11 protein-coding genes and 1 pseudogene are annotated in these 20,865 nt (G+C 36.5%); 5 read left to right on the top strand and 7 right to left on the bottom strand.

What is annotated here, in order from left to right:
* Positions 1 to 412: 412 nt before the first annotated feature.
* From DMC01_RS07125 to DMC01_RS07090, 7 genes are all read right to left on the bottom strand, one after another.
* Positions 413 to 1,942 (bottom strand): phospholipase D-like domain-containing protein, encoded by a 1,530-nt coding sequence (locus tag DMC01_RS07125; protein ID WP_142693564.1) that lies wholly within the window; start codon positions 1,940 to 1,942, stop codon positions 413 to 415.
* Positions 1,935 to 5,486 (bottom strand): AAA domain-containing protein, encoded by a 3,552-nt coding sequence (locus tag DMC01_RS07120; RefSeq protein ID WP_142693563.1) that lies wholly within the window; start codon positions 5,484 to 5,486, stop codon positions 1,935 to 1,937. Before DMC01_RS07120 ends, DMC01_RS07125 begins: the two co-directional genes overlap by 8 nt.
* A gap of 526 nt (positions 5,487 to 6,012) precedes the next feature.
* The gene (locus tag DMC01_RS07115) at positions 6,013 to 6,504 is read right to left on the bottom strand and encodes a hypothetical protein (RefSeq protein ID WP_142693562.1); all 492 of its coding nucleotides are present in this window, start codon (positions 6,502 to 6,504) and stop codon (positions 6,013 to 6,015) included.
* A 2-nt stretch (positions 6,505 to 6,506) separates the two neighbouring features.
* Complete coding sequence (locus DMC01_RS07110) at positions 6,507 to 7,727, bottom strand: multidrug effflux MFS transporter (protein ID WP_142693561.1); 1,221 nt, start codon at positions 7,725 to 7,727, stop codon at positions 6,507 to 6,509.
* 791 nt (positions 7,728 to 8,518) lie between these two features.
* A complete protein-coding gene (locus tag DMC01_RS07100; protein ID WP_246059097.1) occupies positions 8,519 to 9,307 on the bottom strand; it encodes a LutC/YkgG family protein in 789 nt (262 codons plus the stop codon).
* Complete coding sequence (locus DMC01_RS07095; RefSeq protein WP_142693560.1) at positions 9,300 to 10,730, bottom strand: LutB/LldF family L-lactate oxidation iron-sulfur protein; 1,431 nt, start codon at positions 10,728 to 10,730, stop codon at positions 9,300 to 9,302. The genes DMC01_RS07100 and DMC01_RS07095 overlap by 8 nt, the downstream gene beginning before the upstream one ends.
* Positions 10,727 to 11,467: a (Fe-S)-binding protein gene (locus DMC01_RS07090; protein WP_142693559.1), complete on the bottom strand. Its 741-nt coding sequence runs from the start codon at positions 11,465 to 11,467 to the stop codon at positions 10,727 to 10,729. The genes DMC01_RS07095 and DMC01_RS07090 overlap by 4 nt, the downstream gene beginning before the upstream one ends.
* A gap of 285 nt (positions 11,468 to 11,752) precedes the next feature.
* On the opposite strand from DMC01_RS07090, the gene DMC01_RS07085 reads away from it, so the two are divergent.
* From DMC01_RS07085 to recJ, 5 genes and pseudogenes are all read left to right on the top strand, one after another.
* Entirely contained in the window at positions 11,753 to 14,581 is a 2,829-nt protein-coding gene (locus DMC01_RS07085; protein ID WP_142693558.1) for an FAD-binding and (Fe-S)-binding domain-containing protein, read from the top strand.
* Positions 14,582 to 15,466: 885 nt separating this feature from the next.
* The gene (locus DMC01_RS07080) at positions 15,467 to 15,898 is read left to right on the top strand and encodes a pseudoazurin (protein WP_142693557.1); all 432 of its coding nucleotides are present in this window, start codon (positions 15,467 to 15,469) and stop codon (positions 15,896 to 15,898) included.
* 56 nt (positions 15,899 to 15,954) lie between these two features.
* Positions 15,955 to 17,160 carry a putative transporter gene (locus DMC01_RS07075; protein WP_142693556.1) on the top strand — a complete coding sequence of 402 codons (1,206 nt, stop codon included), beginning with the start codon at positions 15,955 to 15,957 and terminating at the stop codon, positions 17,158 to 17,160.
* 335 nt (positions 17,161 to 17,495) lie between these two features.
* Positions 17,496 to 19,109: pseudogene (pyrG, locus tag DMC01_RS07070) on the top strand (CTP synthase); the annotation flags it as partial.
* A gap of 175 nt (positions 19,110 to 19,284) precedes the next feature.
* Entirely contained in the window at positions 19,285 to 20,856 is a 1,572-nt protein-coding gene (gene recJ / locus DMC01_RS07065; RefSeq protein ID WP_142693555.1) for a single-stranded-DNA-specific exonuclease RecJ, read from the top strand.
* The last annotated feature ends 9 nt before the right edge of the window (positions 20,857 to 20,865 follow it).

Below are 20,865 nucleotides of genomic sequence, written 5' to 3'. Positions count from 1 at the left end.
TTGCAAATGGACATAACCACATAAACGAAATTGTGAATGTTTTTACTTCGTTAAGCCTTTTGTAACTGCGTAGTAGAAGTTTGCGAAATTTAGACTTGCTAAATTTATTTAGGTATAAAAAAAGACAATTTTGTGTTTCACTTAAAAGAAATAGAATTTAGACGAAAATTTTAGTACAAAATTCTCATCAAAATTTGCTAAAATTGATAAGCCAAAATCCTATTAAAGCATTTTGAGCCTTAATCAACAATTTTTAAATCAAATACAATGAGCAGTATGACAATGTCTCAAAAAATTCTCGCAAGCCTGCGGACTTTGTAGAGCTATCTCAACTCATAATGTCAAGGCTTGATATGATGTTTAACAACGATATTACCACATCTGTTGCAATTAACATCTTTAAAAGCCAAATTCAGCCTTTTTTAAACTCTTTTATATTTTCTTTGATACTGTCTTTATTAAGCATCAAAGCAGATGTTTCCTTTCTATTATCCTCTCCGCTATAACTTAGCCAGTTAAAGCTTCCCACTATCATAAAGGCTTCATCGCAAATTAGAATTTTTGAGTGATTGCTCGTCTCATCTTTTATAAGATGAAAATTTGGATAATCTTTGCTTAATATCTGGCAAATTGCTTTTGCCTCACTGTCAAGATCTAACTTATCTCTTTCATTTCTTGGTGTCATATTGTATTTAAAAAAAAGATCAACCCCTCTTTCAAGTGCCACTTTAAGATCTTTTTCATAGATCCTAAGCACCCTACCCCTTATCCAAGGACTATGTACGCATACCATTTTTTTAGCACTTTGCAAGGCGTATCTAAAAAATTTAGGATGTTCTTGATCATAAATAATTCTTTCTTTTAGATCAAGGCTTAATATTTCTTCAATTTTTTCCTTATTCATTTGCTTGAATTTTTCTTTGTGTTCTTCAAGGGCATTTTTGGGTGCTAGTTTGTTTATTGTTTCTTCGTCAAGTCCTAAGTAGTATTCAGGATCCACCTTTGCTAACTGCTCTTTTTGAGAATTAATATTTACCACACTTGCCTCAAAGAGACCTTGCTGCCTTAAAAGCTCGTCAAAAAGCCTTGTTGCATCTTGATCTATATCAAGCTTGGTATCTATGACAAGTATCCTTCTTTCATCCTCCTTGCTTTTATAAAAGAGGCAAAAATAAGGCTTGAAAAACTTTTTTACATCAATGATCTCATTTATATCGCAAGGCTCGCATTTATTACCCTCTGTATCATCAAGTCCTTGCAAGGCTGCTATTAGCACCTGATAGAGGGTTTTATTGTCTGAAAATTCATCAAAAAGCCTCTCGGTCTTTGGTCTTGCATTAATGCTTGGCTTTAATTCTAAGCCTTGCTTACCAGCCCTATCAGGCAAATACAAAGCCCTGCCATCTTTTGCCACCTGTGTAACCCTACCAAAGATACCATCTATTAGCACAAAGGCAAAGGTTTCTTCTTTTACCATCTCATTTTGTTCTTTAAGAAGCTGCTTGGCTCTAAGGCTTAGCGCTAAATTTCCCTCTTCTTCTACCAAAAACCCTCTTAGAAGTAGATCATTAAGGATGCTTTCATAAATCTCACTATCAAGCTGGGTTATTTCTTGCAGTTTTTCAATTATATTTATGTTTTTAATCCTTGATAGCTCATCAATTATCTTTAAAATCTGTTCTATCACAGGATGTAAGGGTCTTTGTATAGAAACTGTGTATTTTATCTTTGACTTATACATAGGATAAAAGATTTCAAGGGCATCATAAAGCACAAAATTATCTTGTGCCTCTTCTTCATTTAGTCCTTCTCTTAACTCGCTTTTTTGTTCTTTTTTAGCTGTATAAAAATCTGCATATTTATGTATTAAAAGTTCCTTTGGGGTAAATTCCTTTGAATTTTCTTGTTTTGATCTATTTGCATTTGATTTTTTCTTAGCCATTCTTTGCTCCTGAGTCTATGATTTGATAATCTTCTTTATGCTTGTTTATATAGCCTATGATCTCATAGAAAGGATTGTTTTTGCCCTCATCCACCCTAGCTGTAAAAAGAAAGTTCATATCCCCTACTATTATAAGCAAGCTCTTAGCCCTAGACAAGGACACATTAAGCCTTTTTTCATCGGCTATGAAGCTAATCTTCGCACCTCCTTTTTTATCTTTATTTGCCATGCCAGATCTAACACAGTCATAAATGATTATATCCCTATCAGATCCTTGAAAGCTATCCACAGTGCCTATATCAAAGCCACTTTTTAGATCCTTATCGTATGTTTTATCCTTGTAAATATCCTTAAATCTTTCCTTTAAGGCCTTTAACTCGCTTGTTAGCAAAGTTACTTGTGCCTTGTAAGGAGTGATTATGCCTATACTTAAAGCCCTATCTTCTTTTTGAAGTTTATCGTGTAAAATTTCAAGGGTGTTTTTGATTAAATTCTTATTGCATATATTAATCTTGCCAGTTCCAACTTGTGAATCCTCTCTATCAGCCCTTTTACTTGTATCAAGCCAAACAACGCTTGATTTAAATAGATTAAGCCCATGTTCTCTTTTATCCTTTATAGCCTCAGAAGTTTTTAGCTCGCCCTCATAAAAAGCAGTGCTATAAAGCCTACAAATTCTATCCTCAGCCCTGTAATTATAAATGAGACGGTGCTTGAAATTATTTAAATGAGGCGCATCTTTAGCCCCATCTTCAAGCCTTTGCCACAGTCTTTCAAAAAATGAGGTTTTCACCTCTTCTTTGCTGGCATTTTTTATATTATCAGCTATCTCATCATCCACCACAGGGGCAAGCTGTTTATGATCCCCTACTAGCACGATTTTGCGAGCCTTTATGCAAGGCACTAAGATCTCACTTAAAGTAGCCCTACCAGCCTCATCAACTATGGCTATATCAAAGCTAGTATCTTTAAAATTTGTCCAAGATGAAATTCCAAGCAAGGTGCCAAAAAAGCATCTAATATTTTTTAAAAAAAGATCTCCTAGCTCGCCATCCTTGCTCTTTGTATCGCTTGTGAGCTTATGCACTAGCTCACCTTCCTTGCTATCGCTTGTAAGCTTATGTATAAGCTGCAAGGACTTTTTAAAATCTTCTTGTAACTTGCGTAATTTTTCTTGAGTGTGTGAATTTTCATCACAGATCTTATTTTTTTCCAAACGGTCTAAATTATCTTTTATGATGCTATATAACACATTTTTTTGAGTAAATTGTCTTGCTATATCGCTCATTTTATCTTCATTTCCTCTTCTTAAAATCTTAGTTTCATCCTTATAAAGCTTTTCAAGCACATTATCCACAGCTTGATTACTTTGAGAGGCAAGTAAGATCTTTATATGTCTATGTCTTTTTAAAAACTTTCTTATAAGCTCGGTAATAACTGTTGTTTTGCCAGTTCCAGGGGGTCCTTGAATAAGTAAGATCTCACTCTCATTTTCAAGGCTTAATGCCTTTATAGTAGCTTCTTTTTGATTTTCATCTAAATTTTTATCAAAAAATGAAGCCTCATCAACTAGATCATTTTCTGCTAAGACTTTTGGATTATTTATTTTACGAAGCAAATTATTAATTAGCACATTGGCACTACCAAGGGCTTCTAAGGCTTTATTTTTCTTACTCCACAAGATCTCCTCTATCTGATAATCATAAGAAATTTTCCACTTTGCCTTTTTTAATAACTCCTCATCAACTGTATTTAGGCTATACCTTGCAAACTTAACTGTAAGCTCGTTTGTATTGGCATTTTCACCTATCACCTCGCCCCCACTTAAAACGCCCTTAAATTTCTCCTCCTCATCCTCTACAATCACCCTATCCTTTAACTTAAAGCCTCTGAATTTTTTATCACTTTTTAATGAGCCTTTTGCTTTTGCTAGATTTTCTTCCTTGCCTTGAAATTTATCTAAGAGCCTAGAAAAGGCCTCCTCATCATCTAAGCTTTCAACTTCTTTCTCATCAGCCTTTAAATTCAAGCCTTTATTATCTTTTGAATTCAAGTCCTCCTCGCTTTTACTTGAATTTAAGCCTTGTTGCGTCTTTGAATTTAAAGCTTCATCAGCCTTTGAATTCAAGCCTTTATTATCCTCGTTTTCACCTTCTTTAATGAGAGTAAAAACCATGCTATCTTTGTTCTTATTTAAGCTCTTAAATCTTGCATCTTGGGTTTGCTTTTTTGCATCTATACTTCTTTTTTCAGCAGCTAAAAGCTCCTCTTCTATTGCAATAGCCCTTTTATCCACCTCAAGGAATTTAGACTTCAAACTTGATAGCCTAAATTTTTCTTCTAAGACCTCTTTAAAGCTTTGCACATCGCTACATTTATCGCAGTGATTAAAGCCTTGAGTGATCTTAAATTCACAGCTAATTTTTACTCCGTTATTGTAAAGTGCATCAAGCATTTTGCCATTATTGTCGAAGATAGCAAAGCAAAAGAAGTATGTGGCTTCCTTTGCCGAGCAACAAAAGATTAGATCAGCACAAGCAATCCTAATCTCCTCTTTCTCCCCACTTTTATCTTTACTAAATTCAAAGAAGGCTTCTTGTCCGCTTAATCTCTCTTCTAGCTTAGCTGCTAGCTCATAAGGGTCTAGCTCTTTTAACGAACCGTATTTATTAGCTGCCTTTTCTGATAAGTTTAGCTCAAAGACATACTCCTTTGGCAAGGAAGTATAAATTTTTCTTAACTGCTCTCCTAAGTCCTGCAAACTAATGCGTTTTTGTGGCTCATAAGCACTCATCTTTTTAATGAGTAAAAAAAGCTCATTTTCAACCCCTTCAAGCTCATACTCTGCTACTATCTTCTCAAAAATGCCCTCTAAATCCTTTGGAGTTTTATACTCATCAAAATCAAACCTCTCAAAGCCAGCAAGTAAGAGATCAAGCATCACAAGTCCAAAGGCAAAAATATCCGCTCTTATGTCAATATCTTCTTTAAGCAAACCAAGCTGTTCTGGTGCGTGAAAGCGAGTATTGCCACTGCCAAACAAGCCATAATAATAGCTCTTGCCAAAGTCTAGTAAAAATACACGGTTATCCCTATCCACAAGGACAGTTTGAGTGCAGATATTTGCGTGATGTAAATTTTGTGAGTCTATGTATTTTAAGGCATCAAAGATTTGTACATAACAATTTATAAGCTTCTCGTAGTTAAGCTCCTCATCTTCAATGAATACATCTCGTTTTAAAGGGAAGTATTCCTCGCTTTCAAGCAAGGGTGTAATGGCGTAAAAATAAAAATCGTCCTCATCCACAGTTACGCATTTTATGTTTTTATGATCAAGTTCTAAGTGCAAACTTGCAGCCAAACTCATAAGATCTATGCTTTTTGTGCTATCTTTATCTTCATTCTTTGTTTGCTTGCCATTCTTTGCCACCCTTTTGAGGTAAAAGTGTCCCTTTGCAGTTTTAGCCTTAAACTCGTTCTCATCAAGCTCTTTGTCATCTTTTGGATCAATAATTTCATATTTTCCTAAAATTTTCTCACCCATCTTAGTCCTTTTTGTTATGAGGACTAATGATACCGTTTTTTTTTTTTTTTTTTTGCAAGTTGAAACTTTTTGAAGGCTTTGTTAGCTTAGTTGTGGTGTTAATTTTTTGTAAGAGCTATGAGAGTTAGAACTGCTCTTATCTTTATGATTTTAAACAAGATAACCTTAGATAAAATTCACAAATTCGCATTCAAGAGTTAAAAAATTTACAAAAATGCAAGGCAAAAACAAGTTTGCAAATGCAATTTAGGATAATAAATAGCAAACATGTCCTAGCAAAGTTAAAACAAAATTCACAAATTCAAGGTATTTTGTTTAGCACTTAAAACATTCTTTATTTAAAAAAGTGTTTATAGTATAAACTTGTCGTGTTACAAAAGAAATTTTCTTTGCTAAAAAAGCCAAGCCTTATCATACTTAGCAAGGCTTAGTAGATAAAGATAAGTATCTTTGACAAAAGAAGTAAATTCAACAGTTTGCAAGGCTATTTATTTAAAAAGCGTGAATTTTTATTAAAATTCAAGGCTTAAAAGCTAAAACCTAGACTAAAAAGCACGGCTTCCATCTTCACATTTCTACCATAAATGGTATTTGGGTTTTGGTATTGATACTCCACGCCCACAGTTAAAGGAAAGAGCATAGGCTTTGCTCTAAGCCCTGCATTAAAAGACACAGTGCTTTCATAATACTCATTAAAGCTTGAATAATTAGCCCCTAAATAAGGAGTTAAATAAAGCACGGCTAATTCTATATTAAGTCCTACTGAGACTCCGTACTGTTGGTTTTTAAGCTGTCTGTAACCATCATCTAGGCTTGAGTATTTAAACTGAGGAGCAATAACTAGATCATTAACACCAACCCATACCTTGCCATAAAGGCTGTATTCATAATGACTTTTGCCATTTATCATAAGCCTTTGAGCACCCCCTCCAAATTCAGGGCTTAATTCTAAGTCTCCAAGCCTAACAGCAAGGCTTAAAGAACAAAGAGTAAAAAGAAGTAAAAATATTTTTTTCATGATCAACCTTTCACTAAGCTAACTTTATTTATTTTATTACAAAAAACATAACTTAAAACAGCCAAAAAAGAAGAAACACAAATTAGTAAGCCCAAGAAGACAGGAGAATTTGCATTTAAGATCCCAACAACAAAGCTTGATATGCCTGCAAAGCCAAACTGAGTGGTACCAAGCACAGCAGAGGCTGTGCCTGAGTTTTTACTCATAAAACGAGCCATTGCAAGGGTGGTGATATTTGGCAGTAAAAAGCCTAGCATTGCTATGGTAAAAAATAAGGCTAGCTCAAAAAACCAAAAACTCACAGTTAAAAAGGCACAAAGAACCAAGATTACACTCATTGCAAACATAAAGACAAAGGATACAGCTAAGATCTTATAAGGAGAATATCTTAAAACAAGCCTTGCATTGATATTTGCAAAGATCATAAAGCCAAGGGCATTTACCCCAAATAAAATTCCAAACTGTTGCTCGCTTAAACCAAAAGAGCCTATAAAAACAAAGCTTGATCCTGTTATATAAGCAAACATACCAGCCATAGCAAGTGCTCCTGCTAGGGTGTAAAGAAGAAAGATCTTATCTTTTAAAACTGTTTTGTAATTTGAAAGAATTTCCTTGAAGGAAAACTCAGAGGCTAAATTTGTGTTAGCACTTTCTTTGAGACTAAAAACAAGCAAGAAAAGCAGTAAGATCCCCACTCCAAAGAGGGTTATAAAAATACTATACCAAGAAAAAAACTCTAATAGTAAAGACCCAAAGGTAGGAGAGAGCATAGGAGCAAGAGAATGCACAACCATAAGCAGGGCAAAGATACTTGCAGCCTCTTTAAGCTCAAAGAGATCATTTACAATAGCCCTAGCTATGACAGCACCAGCACAACCTCCCAGAGCTTCAAAAAATCGTAAAACAATAAAAGCCTCAACTGAGTCAATTAAAACACAGCCCAAGGATGAGAGCATAAATAAGATCATACCCACATACAAGGGCTTTTTGCGTCCAAAAATATCACTCAAAGGTCCATAAATTAGCTGCCCCAAGGCAAAGGCTATAAAAAAGCTAGCTAGTGAAAGCTGAGTAAGAAAGGCTGAGGTTTGAAAGCTTTCTTGCACATGGTGTAAGGCTGGTAGATACATATCAGTAGCAAGGGGTGCTATGGCTGACATTAAGGCTAGAACTAAGATAAGCCTTAGCTTTTCAAAGCCTTTGATCTTGGTTTGCTTTTGCATTGTGTATCCTTCTTAGCATAAACTTAGCATTGTAAATATATAAATTGGCTTGAATTTGACCTAAAACTTTGTATTTTATATTATTTTTTTTATCCTTGTGTAAATGAAACTTAGGCTAGTTTGTTATTTTAATAACAAGAATTTTAGGGGCTTGAATTTTATGAGTTTGGCTTAAAATTTGTCTTTCTTAAATTCAAAAAATAGTTCTTTGTTAGCCTTGTTTAAATTTCTCTTTGTGAGCCTTGCTTGAATTTATAAAAGTTAAAATTTAAATTCAAGCCTTTGTGAATTTTAGCTTAGAGTTGGGCTAAAAATACAAAAGAAGGGGAATGGCTTATAAGATATTAAGCCTTGCTACACTTTATAGCTAAGGTTATATCCAAAGCCACAAAATATACAAAAACACCCGCAAAATGCAAAAATACAAGGCTTTAAAAACTGCTGATTTATCATTCCTAGCCTATGGACGCAAGGTCCATAAATTCAAGGCAGTTTTCTATAAATTAAGGCAGTTCTCTATAAGTTTGTGAATTCTTAGTTACTATTAAAATGACAAAACATCTGAGCTAAAAGCAATACTGTTTTAAACAAGAACCAAGCAAAAATTTAAATTTATCAAAGCCACTGTTAAAGCAACGCAAGATTAAGCTTTACTATCCATTTTCACTAGCTAAGAAACATTTAGCAAAATCCCATTTCCTAGCTAAGAAAAGTTTTGCAAAATCCCACCCAAAAAAGCAAAATCTACAAAATCCGCAAGGCAAGCACTTATTAAGCTAATAAATTCAAGGCTAGTAAAGAATCAAATGCACCCTTTGAGAACCATGCACCCCAAAAACAGTGATTAACTCTATATCTGCTGTTCTAGATGGACCTGCGATGAAGAGCACATTACTTGGCAATACACCTGCCCCACTTTGAGAATAAGCACTTAAAGCCTTATTTAAAGCAGGGCTTGAAACGCTTTTAGCAGCCTCGTTTTCATCAGCGAAAATACCTACTCTTGCAAATTTTGAGCTTAATTCATCTTCTAAAAGCCCTAAACTCTCAGCCTTGATTAAATTCAAAGCCTCGCTCATACTCTTAACTATGGCTTCTTTTTTAAGTAAGATTATACATAAAGTTGGTGCAAGGCTTAGCATTCTAGGCTGTTCTTTTGAGCTTAAAACACATACTACTCCGTGAGAACTAACCCCACATCTAGCGTTAATAATGGAAAATTCACTGTGAAAGATTTCTTTTCTTAAATTTTCAACAGTTTTATCAAAGCAGATCTTTTCTTTGGCATTAATCTTGGCTAGATCAAGTTGTAAATTTGAAGGATAAATCAGCTTTTCATAGCCATAGCTTGCTGATATTTCATTGATCTTAGCCTCTAAGCTAAAAGCATCGCTTTCCTCAACTATGAATTTATTATCACTCATCTTTTCTTTCATCTCTTCTAGCAACTGAGAACTAGTTTTTATGTGTAATACAGGATCTACACTAGGCTTTAAATTCAAGCTCTCATCCTTAAAGCCTGTTTTTAAAGCAGCCAAGATAGCCTCTTTGCTTCTTTTTGAGATCTCCACCCTACTCATATCTTACCCCCTCAATCTTTTGCACCTCCTTGTAAAGATCCATTTTAAGCTCTGGCAGATCCTTATAGGCATTCCATTTTTTAATCACAGGCAAAACCCCCTTGAAATTTTGCAAAAGAGGGTTAAAATAATGCGTCTTAGACAGAGCAAATCTCCAAAGTGCCCCATTTGTAGCCATCTTTTTAAAGCCCTTAAAGATCAGATTTTCAGTGGCACTGTGCTTTAATCTATGTGAATTTAAGGGATTATCCTCTCCTTGTCCTAGTTTGTTGCTTCTTAACATTCTAATTAGATCAGCCAAAGGAATTTCAACAGGACAAACCTCGCTACACCTACCGCACATAGAACAAAAGCTCAAAATATCCCCATTTTCATCCATACCAAAAAGCTGAGGGCTAATGACCTCTCCTATGGGTCCTGGATACACAGCCTGATAGGCATGCCCTCCTATCTTATCATACACAGGGCAGTAATTCATACAGGTTCCACATCTTATGCAACGAAGGGCTTCGTAATAGTTCTTGCTTTCTAGCATATTGCTTCTGTGATGATCAAAAAGCACCACATGCACTTCTTTTGGACCGTCAAGCTCATTTCTTCTTGGACCCATTATGATATTATTGTAAGTTGGTATGAACTGTCCTGTGGCTGAGGGAGTAAGCAAACAAACCATAGTTGCCGCATCTTCAAAGCTTTCAAGCACCTTTTCTATGCCACAAATTATAATGTGAATGTCAGGAGCTGTTGTGCACATGCGACCGTTGCCCTCGTTTTCAATAAGCCACACAGCACCCTCTCTTGAAATGGCAAAATTTGCCCCACTTAGCCCCATTTGAAGTCCTTCAAATTGATCTCTTAGATGCTTTCTAGCTATTAAATTCAGCTTTTCAGGCTCGTTTTCAAGGGGGGATCCTAAATTATCTTTAAAGATCTGTCCTATCTCATAGCGGTTTTTATGAATGGCAGGTGCTACTATGTGCACAGGTGGTTCGTTGTTTAGCTGGATTATTAGCTCGCCTAAATCTGTTTCAATAGCCCTTAAGCCCTTTTTTTCTAAGAAGTGATTAAGCCCTATTTCCTCGCTAGCCATTGACTTTCCCTTGAGTATTTTATTTACTCCTTTTTCAAGCATTAACTCATAAATGATCTCACAAGCATCAGTATCGCTACTAGCCCAGTGAATTTGCATGCCATTTTTTGTGGCATTTTTTTCAAACTCCAAAAGCCTTTCTTCAAGGCTCATTAAGGCTTTATTCTTAGCCTCTCTTGCCTTTTTGCGAAGTCCTTGCCAGTCATTGAATTTACCCTCTATCACCTTGCCTCTATTACTTTGCAAGGTATGCATAGCCTTTGAGACATTTTCACGCATTTGACTGTCTGCTAGTTTGATCTTAACTATTTCTTCGTGTGCTAGTTTTTTCATAGGGCTACTCCTTCTAAACGTTTTAACAAGAAATCATAAAGATGAACTCCTCTTATATCAAGCCCCATTCTACTCATGGTCCCACTTATGTTTAACAAGCAGCCCCCATCCCCGCTAATTACATACCTTGCACCGCTTTTTTGTATGTCTTCAACCTTAGCCCTTGCCATAGCATTTGAAATTTCAGGCTCTTTCACAGCAAAGGTACCTCCAAAGCCGCAGCATTCCTCCTCGTATTGAAGCTCTACTAGCTCGACATTTTTAAGCCTTCTTAGTAGATTCTTACTTGCCTTAATGCTTTTTTGCACCCTCAAAGCGTGGCAGTTACTATGCCAGGTGATCTTAATAGGCTCGCCCTTGTCCTCATAATTTACCTTCAAAACCTCATCTAAATACTGAGAAAGTTCTATTATGCGAGAGCTAAATCTAGCCATCTCCTCATAAGCTGCTTCGTTTTTGAAAAGTGCTAAATAATCATGCCCCATCATACCAGCACAAGAACCGCTTGGAACTACAATAGGATAATCTTCTTTAAAAAGCCTTGCATTATAAAGGGCTATTTCCTTGCTTTCCTTGAAATAGCCTGTGTTAAAAGAGGGCTGTCCGCAACAGGTTTGATCCTTCTTAAAGATAACCTCAACTCCTTCTTTGCGCAAGAGCTTAATGGCATTTAACACGGTTTCTTGCATAGCAGCAGTGCCTAAACAGGTGGCGTAAAAATACACAGTTTTACTCATAGTCTTCCTTTTTTGATTTTATACCTTCTTATGTAAATATGACAAAGTTCCTATCTAACCTTGCTATCTCACAAGCTACACTGTAAATTTAAAATTCAGTTTGTGAATTTAAACAGTTTTTATAAAATTTGCCCCTTAAACTTAGGCTTTAAATGCTTAAATTTAAAGGCTAAGGGCTAGTTTTTAAGCTTAAAATTCAAGCCTTTATCAATTATAGCAAATTTTCATTTAAAATCTTAATTTAGCTAAAAATTTCGTTACAATTTAGCTAAAAAAGGAGGCACTATGAAACTAAAACTTGACTACACAAGCTTTATAAGCAAAGCAAAAGCACTTTGCAAGGACAGGGTTTATACTAGCTATTTGATGCGTTATGCGTTAGGAACGGATGCAAGCTGTTATAATTACACCCCAAAGGTAGTTGTGAGGGCAAAAAGCGAGGGGGAGGTGATTACCCTTTTAAAACTAGCCACAACTTATCAAACCCCACTTACCTTTCGTGCAGCTGGCACAAGTTTAAGTGGACAGTGCTCTAGCGATAGCGTGCTAATCATAGCCAACGAGGGCTTTAAAGGCATTAAGATAATGCAAGATGGCGAGGTGATAGAATGTGAGTGTGGGGTAATAGGAGCTGATGCAAACTCTGCTTTAAAAGGGCTTAATAAAAAAATAGGACCCGATCCAGCCACCATAAATTCAGCCCTAATAGGCGGCATTTTTAACAATAACTCAAGCGGTATGTGCTGCGGGGTGGAGCAAAATAGCTACAACACCGTCCATTCTGTGCGTGCTGTGCTCTTAGATGGCACTGTCCTTGATACAGCAGATGAAAAAAGCATTGAGGATTTTAAGAAAAGCCAGCCTCAACTTTGCGAGGATTTGCTTAAAATTCACGCTCAAATTCAACAAGATAAAGAATTACTTGCCCTCATTGAAAGAAAATACAAAATAAAAAACACCACAGGCTATTCTATCAACGCTTTAGCGGATTTTTCAAGCATTAAAGACATCTTAAATCATATCTTTATAGGAAGCGAGGGAACGCTTGCTTTTATAAGCAAGGTTCGTTATTTCGTGGTAGATGATGCTAAATTCAAGGCTTGTGGCTTACTTTTTTTTGAGGATTTAAACGAGGCTAGCAAGGCTGTGGTAACGCTATCAAAACTAGGACGAGACTTTGTGGTAAGTGCTGAGTTAATGGACTATGCTTGTTTGATGGCAGTTAAAGACCTAAAGGGAGTGCCTAGCATAGTAAGCGAGTGTAAAGAGGGCTACTCTTGCATTTTATTTCAAAGCGAGGATAATGACAAGGGCATTTTAAATTCAAAGTTAGCACAAATTAAGGCTAGTTTAGAGCCTTTAAAAATGGCTTTTGAGCCACTTTACTCAGATGATGAGGCTATTTATAATGAGTGGTGGAAGATAAGAAAGGGTTTGCTTCCCTTTACTGCGAGCAACCGCCCCAAGGGAACTACTGTTATCACAGAGGATGTTTGCTTTGAGCTTGATAAATTCACAAATGGGGTGCGTTTCTTGCAAGAACTTTTTGCAAAATATGAATTTGAAGGCATTATCTTTGGACACGCGTTAGCTGGGAATTTGCATTTTATCATCACTCCAAATTTAGAGGATAAAAAGGAATTTCAAAACTTCGCCGCACTTGTGGAGGAAATGAGTAAAACAGTAGCTTTGATGGGAGGAAGTGCTAAAGCAGAACACGGCACAGGTAGGATGGTAGCACCCTTTGTCGAGCTTGAATGGGGCAAAAAGGCTTATGAGATAAATTTAAAAATCAAGCAAATTTTTGATGAAAAAAGGCTTTTAAACCCTGATGTCATCATCAGCGATGACAAGGAAATTTACAAGAAAAACCTCAAATCCTCACCAAAAAATTTGCTCAATTTACCAGAAAATGACGAGATGATAAATGCCTGTATGGAGTGTGGCTTTTGCGAGAAGGCTTGTCCTTCAAAGGAAATTACCCTTACTCCAAGGGGTAGGATTGCTGTTTTAAGGGAGGTTACAAGATTGCTTGAAAGCGGACAAAATGAAATGGCAAACGAGCTTTTAAGCGAGTATGAGTATGCAGGAAATGAAAGCTGTGCTGGGTGTTCTTCTTGTTTGCATCTTTGCCCTTTGGGCATTGACACGGCTCAGGTGGCTTACGAGCTTCGCAAACAAGTATCAAGCAAAACACAAAAAATAGCTGAAAAAATTTATGATAATTTTGAAACAGTAACAAGCTTAGCAAAAACAGGGCTAAAATTCTACGCCCTTTCAAGCTCACTTTTGGGCGAAAACACTGTAAGTAAAATCACAGGTGCTTTGCATAAACTAAGCTCAAAATTCCCATACACCCCGCCCTTTATGCCTTCGGCAAATTCATATAAGCTTACAAACAAGGGCGAGGATTTAGAGGAAAAGGTGGTGTATTTTAGCACTTGCACTAACCGTATTTTTGGTGCGTCAAAAAAACAAGGGGACAAAAGAAGCCTGCAAGAGGTCTTTGAAAGCATTTGTGCGAAGGCAAAAATAGGAGTGATTTATCCTGAAAATTTAAACAGGCTTTGTTGCGGAAAAATCTTTGAGGACTATGAGGCTATAAAGGAAAAAAATCTAATGCTTTTAGAAAATGAGTTAAATGCTGCCACAAGGGGTGGAAAATTGAGCGTTGTAATAGATCATTCAAGCTGTTTTTACTCGCTTTTAAAGGCTTTTGAGGGCAAATTTAAAATACTTGATATAAGCGAGTTTTTGCTTGAAATCGCCTCTAAACTAAGCTGGCAAAAAAGCTCACAAACCGTGCTAGTGCATAGGCTTTGCTTGCTTAAAAAGCTAGGCAAGGATAAGGCTTTATTAGCACTTGCTAGAAGATGTAGCGATGAGGTGAGGGTGATTGAGAGCTTTGAGTGTTGCGGCTTTGCTGGAAAGAAGGGCTTTTTTACCCCTGAGTTAAATAAATCAAGCACTTCGGGGCTTAAATTTGAAACAAGGGCTGAATTTATAGGCATTAGCACGAGTAGCACCTGTGAGATAGGGCTAAGTGCTTATGGCAATACTAGGTTTCAAAATGTGGCTTATTTGGTGGATCAGCTTACAGAGGAGTTTGTCTGAGTTTTTTTGGCATCTTAGATCCTTTGTATCAAAAAAGGCTTTTATCTTTGTATAAAAGAGACTTTTTGCATATAAAAGAGGTCCTTGTCTAGGTGCAAATAATTTTTGCAAGTAACTTTGAATTTAACTTTGAACTTTGTCTTTGCCTTTTCAAAGCAAAGATTTTCAAGTATTAAATCTTTGATTTTAAGCTTAGGTATTTTTTCAAAGTGGCTAAGCTTTGTTTTAAGCAAAGTATGGCTTTTAAATTCAAGCCTTCAATGATATTTATGTCAAGATGGCTGAATTTTAGCTTTCAGAATTTTTGGCTTGAATTTTAAAGGCTTGAGTGTGTTTATAGCTCTTTTCTAAAAAGATATTGATCTTATACAAAAGATTTGTCATTTTAAGTAAATAACTTAGGCATTTTTTCAAGAAAATTTCACAAGTAAAAAATGATGAAAATTCAAGCTGTGAATTTTTTAATCCTCTTTGCCTATTTTACAAAGGGCTAATAATGACAAATTCATACTTTGTTAAAAATAGGGTTTTAAGAACTGAGTTTTTACAGACTAATTGAATTTTAGGCAAATGCTAAGGCTTGAATTTAAAGGCTAGTTGAATTTAAAATAAATGTGTAAGCTTTAATTTCAAAGGCTAGTTGAATTTATGCAAATTTTTATCTAAAACTGTTAAATGTCCTTTAAATTCAGCCAAGCTTCAAACTTTTAGTAAGCTTAAATTCACAAAAAGCTTTTGTGAATTTAAAAGTTAATTCTGGGCTTGAATTTAAAGCTTTGAATTTAAAAAAGATAAACTTTGCAAAAAAATTAAGCATATTTTTAACAAAAAGTTTTATAATTAAGCAAGATATTTAATATCTAAAATTCACCGTAAGGAGAAAAAATGAAAAAAGTATTTATGTTGGCAGCTTTATTAGCCTTTAGCCTTGTAAATGCCAAGGAGATTGAGATCAAGCTTCTTAACAAGGGTGCTGATGGGGCTATGCCTTTTGAGCCTGGCTATGTTTATGCTCAACCAGGAGATACCATAACCTTCGTAGCTGTAGATGCAGGACATGATGCAAAAAGCGTTGTCATACCCGATGGGGCTCAGCATTTTGAGACCAAGATCATGAAAAAGGGATCAACGCTTAGTTTCAAGCTTGACAAAGAAGGCATTTATGTGTATCAATGCACACCTCATCTTCCTATGGGTATGGTTGGCATAGTGCAAGTTGGCAAGGCTGTAAATATGGATAAGATTAATGATTCTATCTTCAAGCCAGCTAAGGCAAAAGAGAGACTGGCAAAATACATCTCTCAAATTCAAAAATAATTTAAAGCCTACCAAGGTAGGCTTATCCTCACTCAAAGCATTTCATTAGGACAGTAATGTTTAGATCTTTTTTTGGTAGTAAGGAATGGTTTTTATGGGCTTATAGCGGACTTTTTTTACTGCTTTTTTTTCTTTATCTTCAAACAAGTTTAAATGTAGCCATCAATGAATGGTACAAAGACTTTTACGATCTTTTACAAAAGCCAAAGATCGAAAGCTTGCAAGATCAAACTCAAAGCCTACTGCAAACTGAGAACAAAGCCTTAGAGGCTCAGATCAAACAAGCAGAGGAAAAAATTCAAAACGCAAATTTTTTAAACAAAATCTCCTTGCATTTTTATCAATTTTTAATCAAAAATTTCTTCAACACCCCAAGCATTAGCGGACAAGAAAGCTATAATATAAATGATTTTTACGCATTAATTGGAGTTTTTTTGTGTATAGCCTTGCCCTATGTGGTAATTGCTACCATAAATATTTATTTTGCTAGCGTTTATGCCTTTAAATGGAGAGAGGCTATGACCTTTGAGTATTTGAATTTTTGGAAAAACAAGGATGATAATATAGAAGGAAGCTCTCAACGCATACAAGAGGATATTTATAATTTTTCTAAGATAGTTGAAAGCCTTGGACTTGCCTTCATTAGAGCCTTAATGACTCTAATTGCCTTCATACCCATACTTTGGCTTTTAAGTGGGGACATTTCAAAGAGCTTGTTTGAGGGCATTAGCGATGAGTCCATCTTTGCCGTGTTTAAACACATAGATGGTTTGCTCGTATATGTAGCCCTTTTTATTAGCCTTGGAGGGCTTGTTATATCTTGGTTTGTTGGCATAAAATTGCCCGGACTTGAATACAACAACCAAAAAGCAGAAGCTGCCTTTCGCAAAGAGCTTGTCTATGCCGAGGATGACAGGAGAAATTACGCAGCAACTGAGACCATGATCGAGCTTTTCACAGGGCTAAAATTCAACTACAAGAGGCTATTTTTGCATTATGGGTATTTTAATATTTGGCTTATTTTGTTTGAGCAAATTATCATCATAGTGCCTTTTTTAATAGTAGCCCCAGCCCTCTTTGCAGGAGCCATAGGACTTGGCATAGTTATGCAAATGAGCAATGCCTTTGCACAAGTAAGAAGTTCTTTTAGCGTTTTCATCACAAACTGGACCAAGATCACAGAACTTCGCAGCATCCACAAAAGGCTTAGTGAATTTGAGGAAAATATAGAGTATAAAAAAAAGCTTAAAGCTCGTATTTAAGCTTTAAAAACTGTCTAAATGCCTAAAATTCAAGGCTTTTAAAGGCTTAATCTTAGATCTTAGTTTTAATTTCGTTCATTACATTAAGGACAAGAATTTTATAAAAACTACAAGAAAAGTGCTATAATTTTTTCTTAATTTTGCAAAAAATTCACAAAAATTGCCTAAATTTTGTCATTATTAGCCTTTGAAAAAGGCGAAGAATCTCTTAAAATAGCCTTTGATTTAAGTTTTGTGCTTTCTTCGCTTACTATGCAAGCTTAAAATGACAAGCTAGGGTGTGAATTTTTGTGAATTTTAAAAAAAATTCACAAAACACCAAAAAAGAAAGAATGATGAAACAAACAAAATATATTTTCATAACAGGTGGGGTTTTAAGCTCACTAGGCAAGGGCATAGCCGCTGCTAGCATAGCCTCTTTGCTTAAAAATTCAGGGCTAAAAGTTAGCATACTAAAAGCAGATCCTTACATAAATGTAGATCCAGGCACTATGAGTCCTTTTGAGCACGGAGAAGTCTTTGTTACAAAGGACGGTGCCGAGACGGATTTGGATTTGGGGCATTATGAGCGTTTTTTGGACGAAAATTTAAGCCAAATCAATAATTTCACCACGGGCAGGGTTTATCAAACTGTGATTGAAAAGGAAAGGCGCGGGGATTATTTGGGAAAAACCATTCAGGTCATCCCTCACATAGTGGGCGAGATTAAAGAACGCATAATCAAAGCTGGCGAGGGCAAGGACATCTTGCTTGTAGAAATCGGAGGCACTGTGGGCGACATCGAGGGTTTGCCATTCTTAGAAGCCATTCGTGCCTTGCGTTTGCAAGTTGGCAAGGGCAATGCTATGAACATACACCTAACCCTTGTGCCTTTCATTAAAACCACAGGCGAGCTTAAAACAAAGCCCACTCAGCACAGCGTTGGCGAGCTTCGCCGCATAGGAATTAGCCCTGATATGATAATTTGCCGTTGCGAAAAGCCTTTGGACGAGGATTTAAAGGCAAAAATCGCCATTTCTTGTGGCGTTGAAAGGGCTTGTGTGATTGAAAGCGTGGATGCAAAGAGCATTTATCAAATCCCTTTGAATTTTTTAAGGCAAAACATACTTAACGCACTCGCACCCTTGCTGAATTTAAGGGCTTTAAAGCCTAATATGAAAGAATGGCAAAGCCTTGTAAATAGCATAATATCCCCAAAACACGAACTTCGCATAGCCTTTGTTGGAAAGTATATCAACCTAAAAGAAAGCTACAAAAGCCTTACAGAAGCCATCATCCACGCAGGTGCGGCTTTGAATTCAAAAATTGTGCTTAAATGGATAGATAGCGAAAAGCTTGAAAGCGAGGAAGCAAGCGAGATATTTAGCGATGTAAGTGGGGTTTTAGTAGCTGGAGGCTTTGGAAACAGGGGCATTGAGGGCAAGATAAAGGCTATAAAATATGCCCGTGAAAACAAGGTCCCATTTTTGGGAATTTGTCTTGGAATGCAGCTTGTTTTGGTCGAATTTGCAAGAAATATTTTGAGCTTAAAGGATGCTAATTCAACTGAGTTTAACCCCAAAACAAAAGAAGCAGTGGTGTTTTTAATAGATGAGTTTATGGATAGGACAGGACAAAGGCAAATTCGCACGCAAAAAAGCCCGCTTGGAGGCACTATGAGGCTTGGGGCGTATGAGTGTAAGATTAAAAAAGGCAGCCTTTTAAGTGAAATTTACAAGGGTAAAGCTAGCGTTACAGAAAGGCATCGCCACCGCTTTGAGGCAAATCCAAAGTATCAAAAAGATTACGAAAAAAATGGGCTTATAATAAGCGGACAAAGCGAGGGGCTAATTGAAGTTGTTGAGCTTAAAAATCACCCCTTTTTCATAGGAACGCAGTTTCACCCTGAATTTAGCTCTCACTTAGTGAGTGCAAATCCTGTGATTTTGGCATTCATAGAGGCTTCCTTGAAGCAAGGCAAGGTAAATTCAAGAGCAAGTTCAAAGACAGACTCGGGGCTAAATTCAAAGGCGAGTTTAAAATTAAAACAAGATGAGCTAAATTCAAAGCCAAATTCAAAGACAAGTTTAAAACAAAACAAGCCAAATTCAAGGCTAAATTCAAAGAAAAATTCAAGGGCATAAAATGCAAACCCTAAACAAAGAGGCTATCAAAGAACTTTTAAGCCAAAGATTTGCAAACGATGTGCATAAAAGCTTAAGCGAGCTTCCACGTCCTAGCATTTTAAAAGATAGCATCAAGGCAGCAAGGCGCATAAAAATGGCTATTGAAAGGGATGAGAAAATCGCCATCGTGGGTGATTATGATGTCGATGGCATAGTAGCTTGCGTGATAATGGCTGAGTTTTTAGATGAGGTGGGTGCAAATTATGTGGTGAAAATTCCAAATCGCTTCAAGGACGGCTACGGCATAAACGAGGACATAGTTAAAGAGCTAAACACCACTCTTATAATCACCGTTGATAACGGCATAGCAGCTTACGGCGCAGCAGCACTTTGCGAGGAAAGGGGCATTGATTTAATCATCACAGATCATCATCAGCCTCAAAGCACCCTGCCAAAAGCCTATGCCATCATAAATCCAAAGCAAGAAGATGATGAGTTTCCAAACATCGAAATTTGCGGAGCTCAGGTGGCTTGGTATTTGCTAGCAAGCGTAAAAGAAGTTTGCAAGTTAAATATCAATATGAGCGAATTTATAGAGCTTTTAGCCATAGCCATAATGGGCGATATGATGGAGCTGCGGGACTTAAACCGCCTTTTAATAAGAAAGGGACTTGAAAGGATAAATGCCTCCAAACGCCCAGCTTTTCGTGCCTTAAAGCTCTTTTATCAAAAAGAAAAATTCGACTTTGATAACATAGGCTTTTTAATCGCCCCGCTTATCAACAGCACAGGCAGGATGGATGATGCAAGGCTTTCTTTTGAGTTCTTATATACCAAAAGCTTAAACGAGGCACAAAATCTTTTAGAGCAAATCGTGTCCTTTAATAACAAACGCAAAAGCGAGGAAAAAAGGCTCTTTGATGAGAGTTTAAAGATGATTAGCGAGGATGACTTTGCCCTTGTGGTAGGTGGCAAAGACTGGCACGAGGGGGTTTTGGGCATAGTGGCAAGCCGCCTTGCAAGACATTTTAACAAGCCAGCCTTTGTTTTTAGCGACAAAGACGGTAGGGCAAAGGGAAGCGGACGAAGTGTAGGTAAAATCAACATTTTAGAGCTAATCGAAGCACACAAAGAGCTATTTTTGAGATATGGAGGACACAAGGGCGCAAGTGGTATGCTAATAGAAACTTCAAATTTCAATGCCTTAAAAACTGCCTTAAATGAAACTTGCAAGCAAATTCCAAAAGAAGATTTTTTAAACAAGGACGAGCTTTTGGGTATCTTGCCTTTGAGCGAGCTTGATTTTAAGCTACTGGCACTTTTGGAGTTTTTTGAGCCCTTTGGACACAAAAATCCCCGCCCCTTGTTTAAATTTGAAAACTTGCTAGTTAAAAATGTCCGAAAAATAGGCAAGGACGAGAGGCATTTGAAACTCATTTTAGCGGATAAAAATTCAAGCATTGAGGGGGTGTTTTTTGACTTTGACAAGGATCTTAAAGTAGGAGAAACCGTTTCTTTGATAGCAAGTGTTAGTAAGAATGATTTTAAGGGCTTAGTCCTGCCTCAGCTTTTAATAAAAGAATTGTCTTAGCCCTTAAAT

Source organism: Campylobacter troglodytis (assembly GCF_006864425.1).
GTDB classification, from domain to species: Bacteria; Campylobacterota; Campylobacteria; order Campylobacterales; family Campylobacteraceae; genus Campylobacter_D; species Campylobacter_D troglodytis.
Note: the sequence above shows the minus strand (reverse complement) of the source record. Positions and strands in the feature narration are given on the sequence as shown.

Coding starts and splice junctions, on each gene's coding strand:
- DMC01_RS07090 (WP_142693559.1), bottom strand. CDS start 11,467: ATGAGTAAAACTGTGTATTTTTACGCCACCTGTTTAGGCACTGCTGCT.
- recJ (WP_142693555.1), top strand. CDS start 19,285: ATGCAAACCCTAAACAAAGAGGCTATCAAAGAACTTTTAAGCCAAAGA.
- DMC01_RS07075 (WP_142693556.1), top strand. CDS start 15,955: ATGTTTAGATCTTTTTTTGGTAGTAAGGAATGGTTTTTATGGGCTTAT.
- DMC01_RS07120 (WP_142693563.1), bottom strand. CDS start 5,486: ATGGGTGAGAAAATTTTAGGAAAATATGAAATTATTGATCCAAAAGAT.
- DMC01_RS07095 (WP_142693560.1), bottom strand. CDS start 10,730: ATGAAAAAACTAGCACACGAAGAAATAGTTAAGATCAAACTAGCAGAC.
- DMC01_RS07080 (WP_142693557.1), top strand. CDS start 15,467: ATGAAAAAAGTATTTATGTTGGCAGCTTTATTAGCCTTTAGCCTTGTA.
- DMC01_RS07115 (WP_142693562.1), bottom strand. CDS start 6,504: ATGAAAAAAATATTTTTACTTCTTTTTACTCTTTGTTCTTTAAGCCTT.
- DMC01_RS07125 (WP_142693564.1), bottom strand. CDS start 1,942: ATGGCTAAGAAAAAATCAAATGCAAATAGATCAAAACAAGAAAATTCA.
- DMC01_RS07110 (WP_142693561.1), bottom strand. CDS start 7,727: ATGCAAAAGCAAACCAAGATCAAAGGCTTTGAAAAGCTAAGGCTTATC.
- DMC01_RS07085 (WP_142693558.1), top strand. CDS start 11,753: ATGAAACTAAAACTTGACTACACAAGCTTTATAAGCAAAGCAAAAGCA.
- DMC01_RS07100 (WP_246059097.1), bottom strand. CDS start 9,307: ATGAGTAGGGTGGAGATCTCAAAAAGAAGCAAAGAGGCTATCTTGGCT.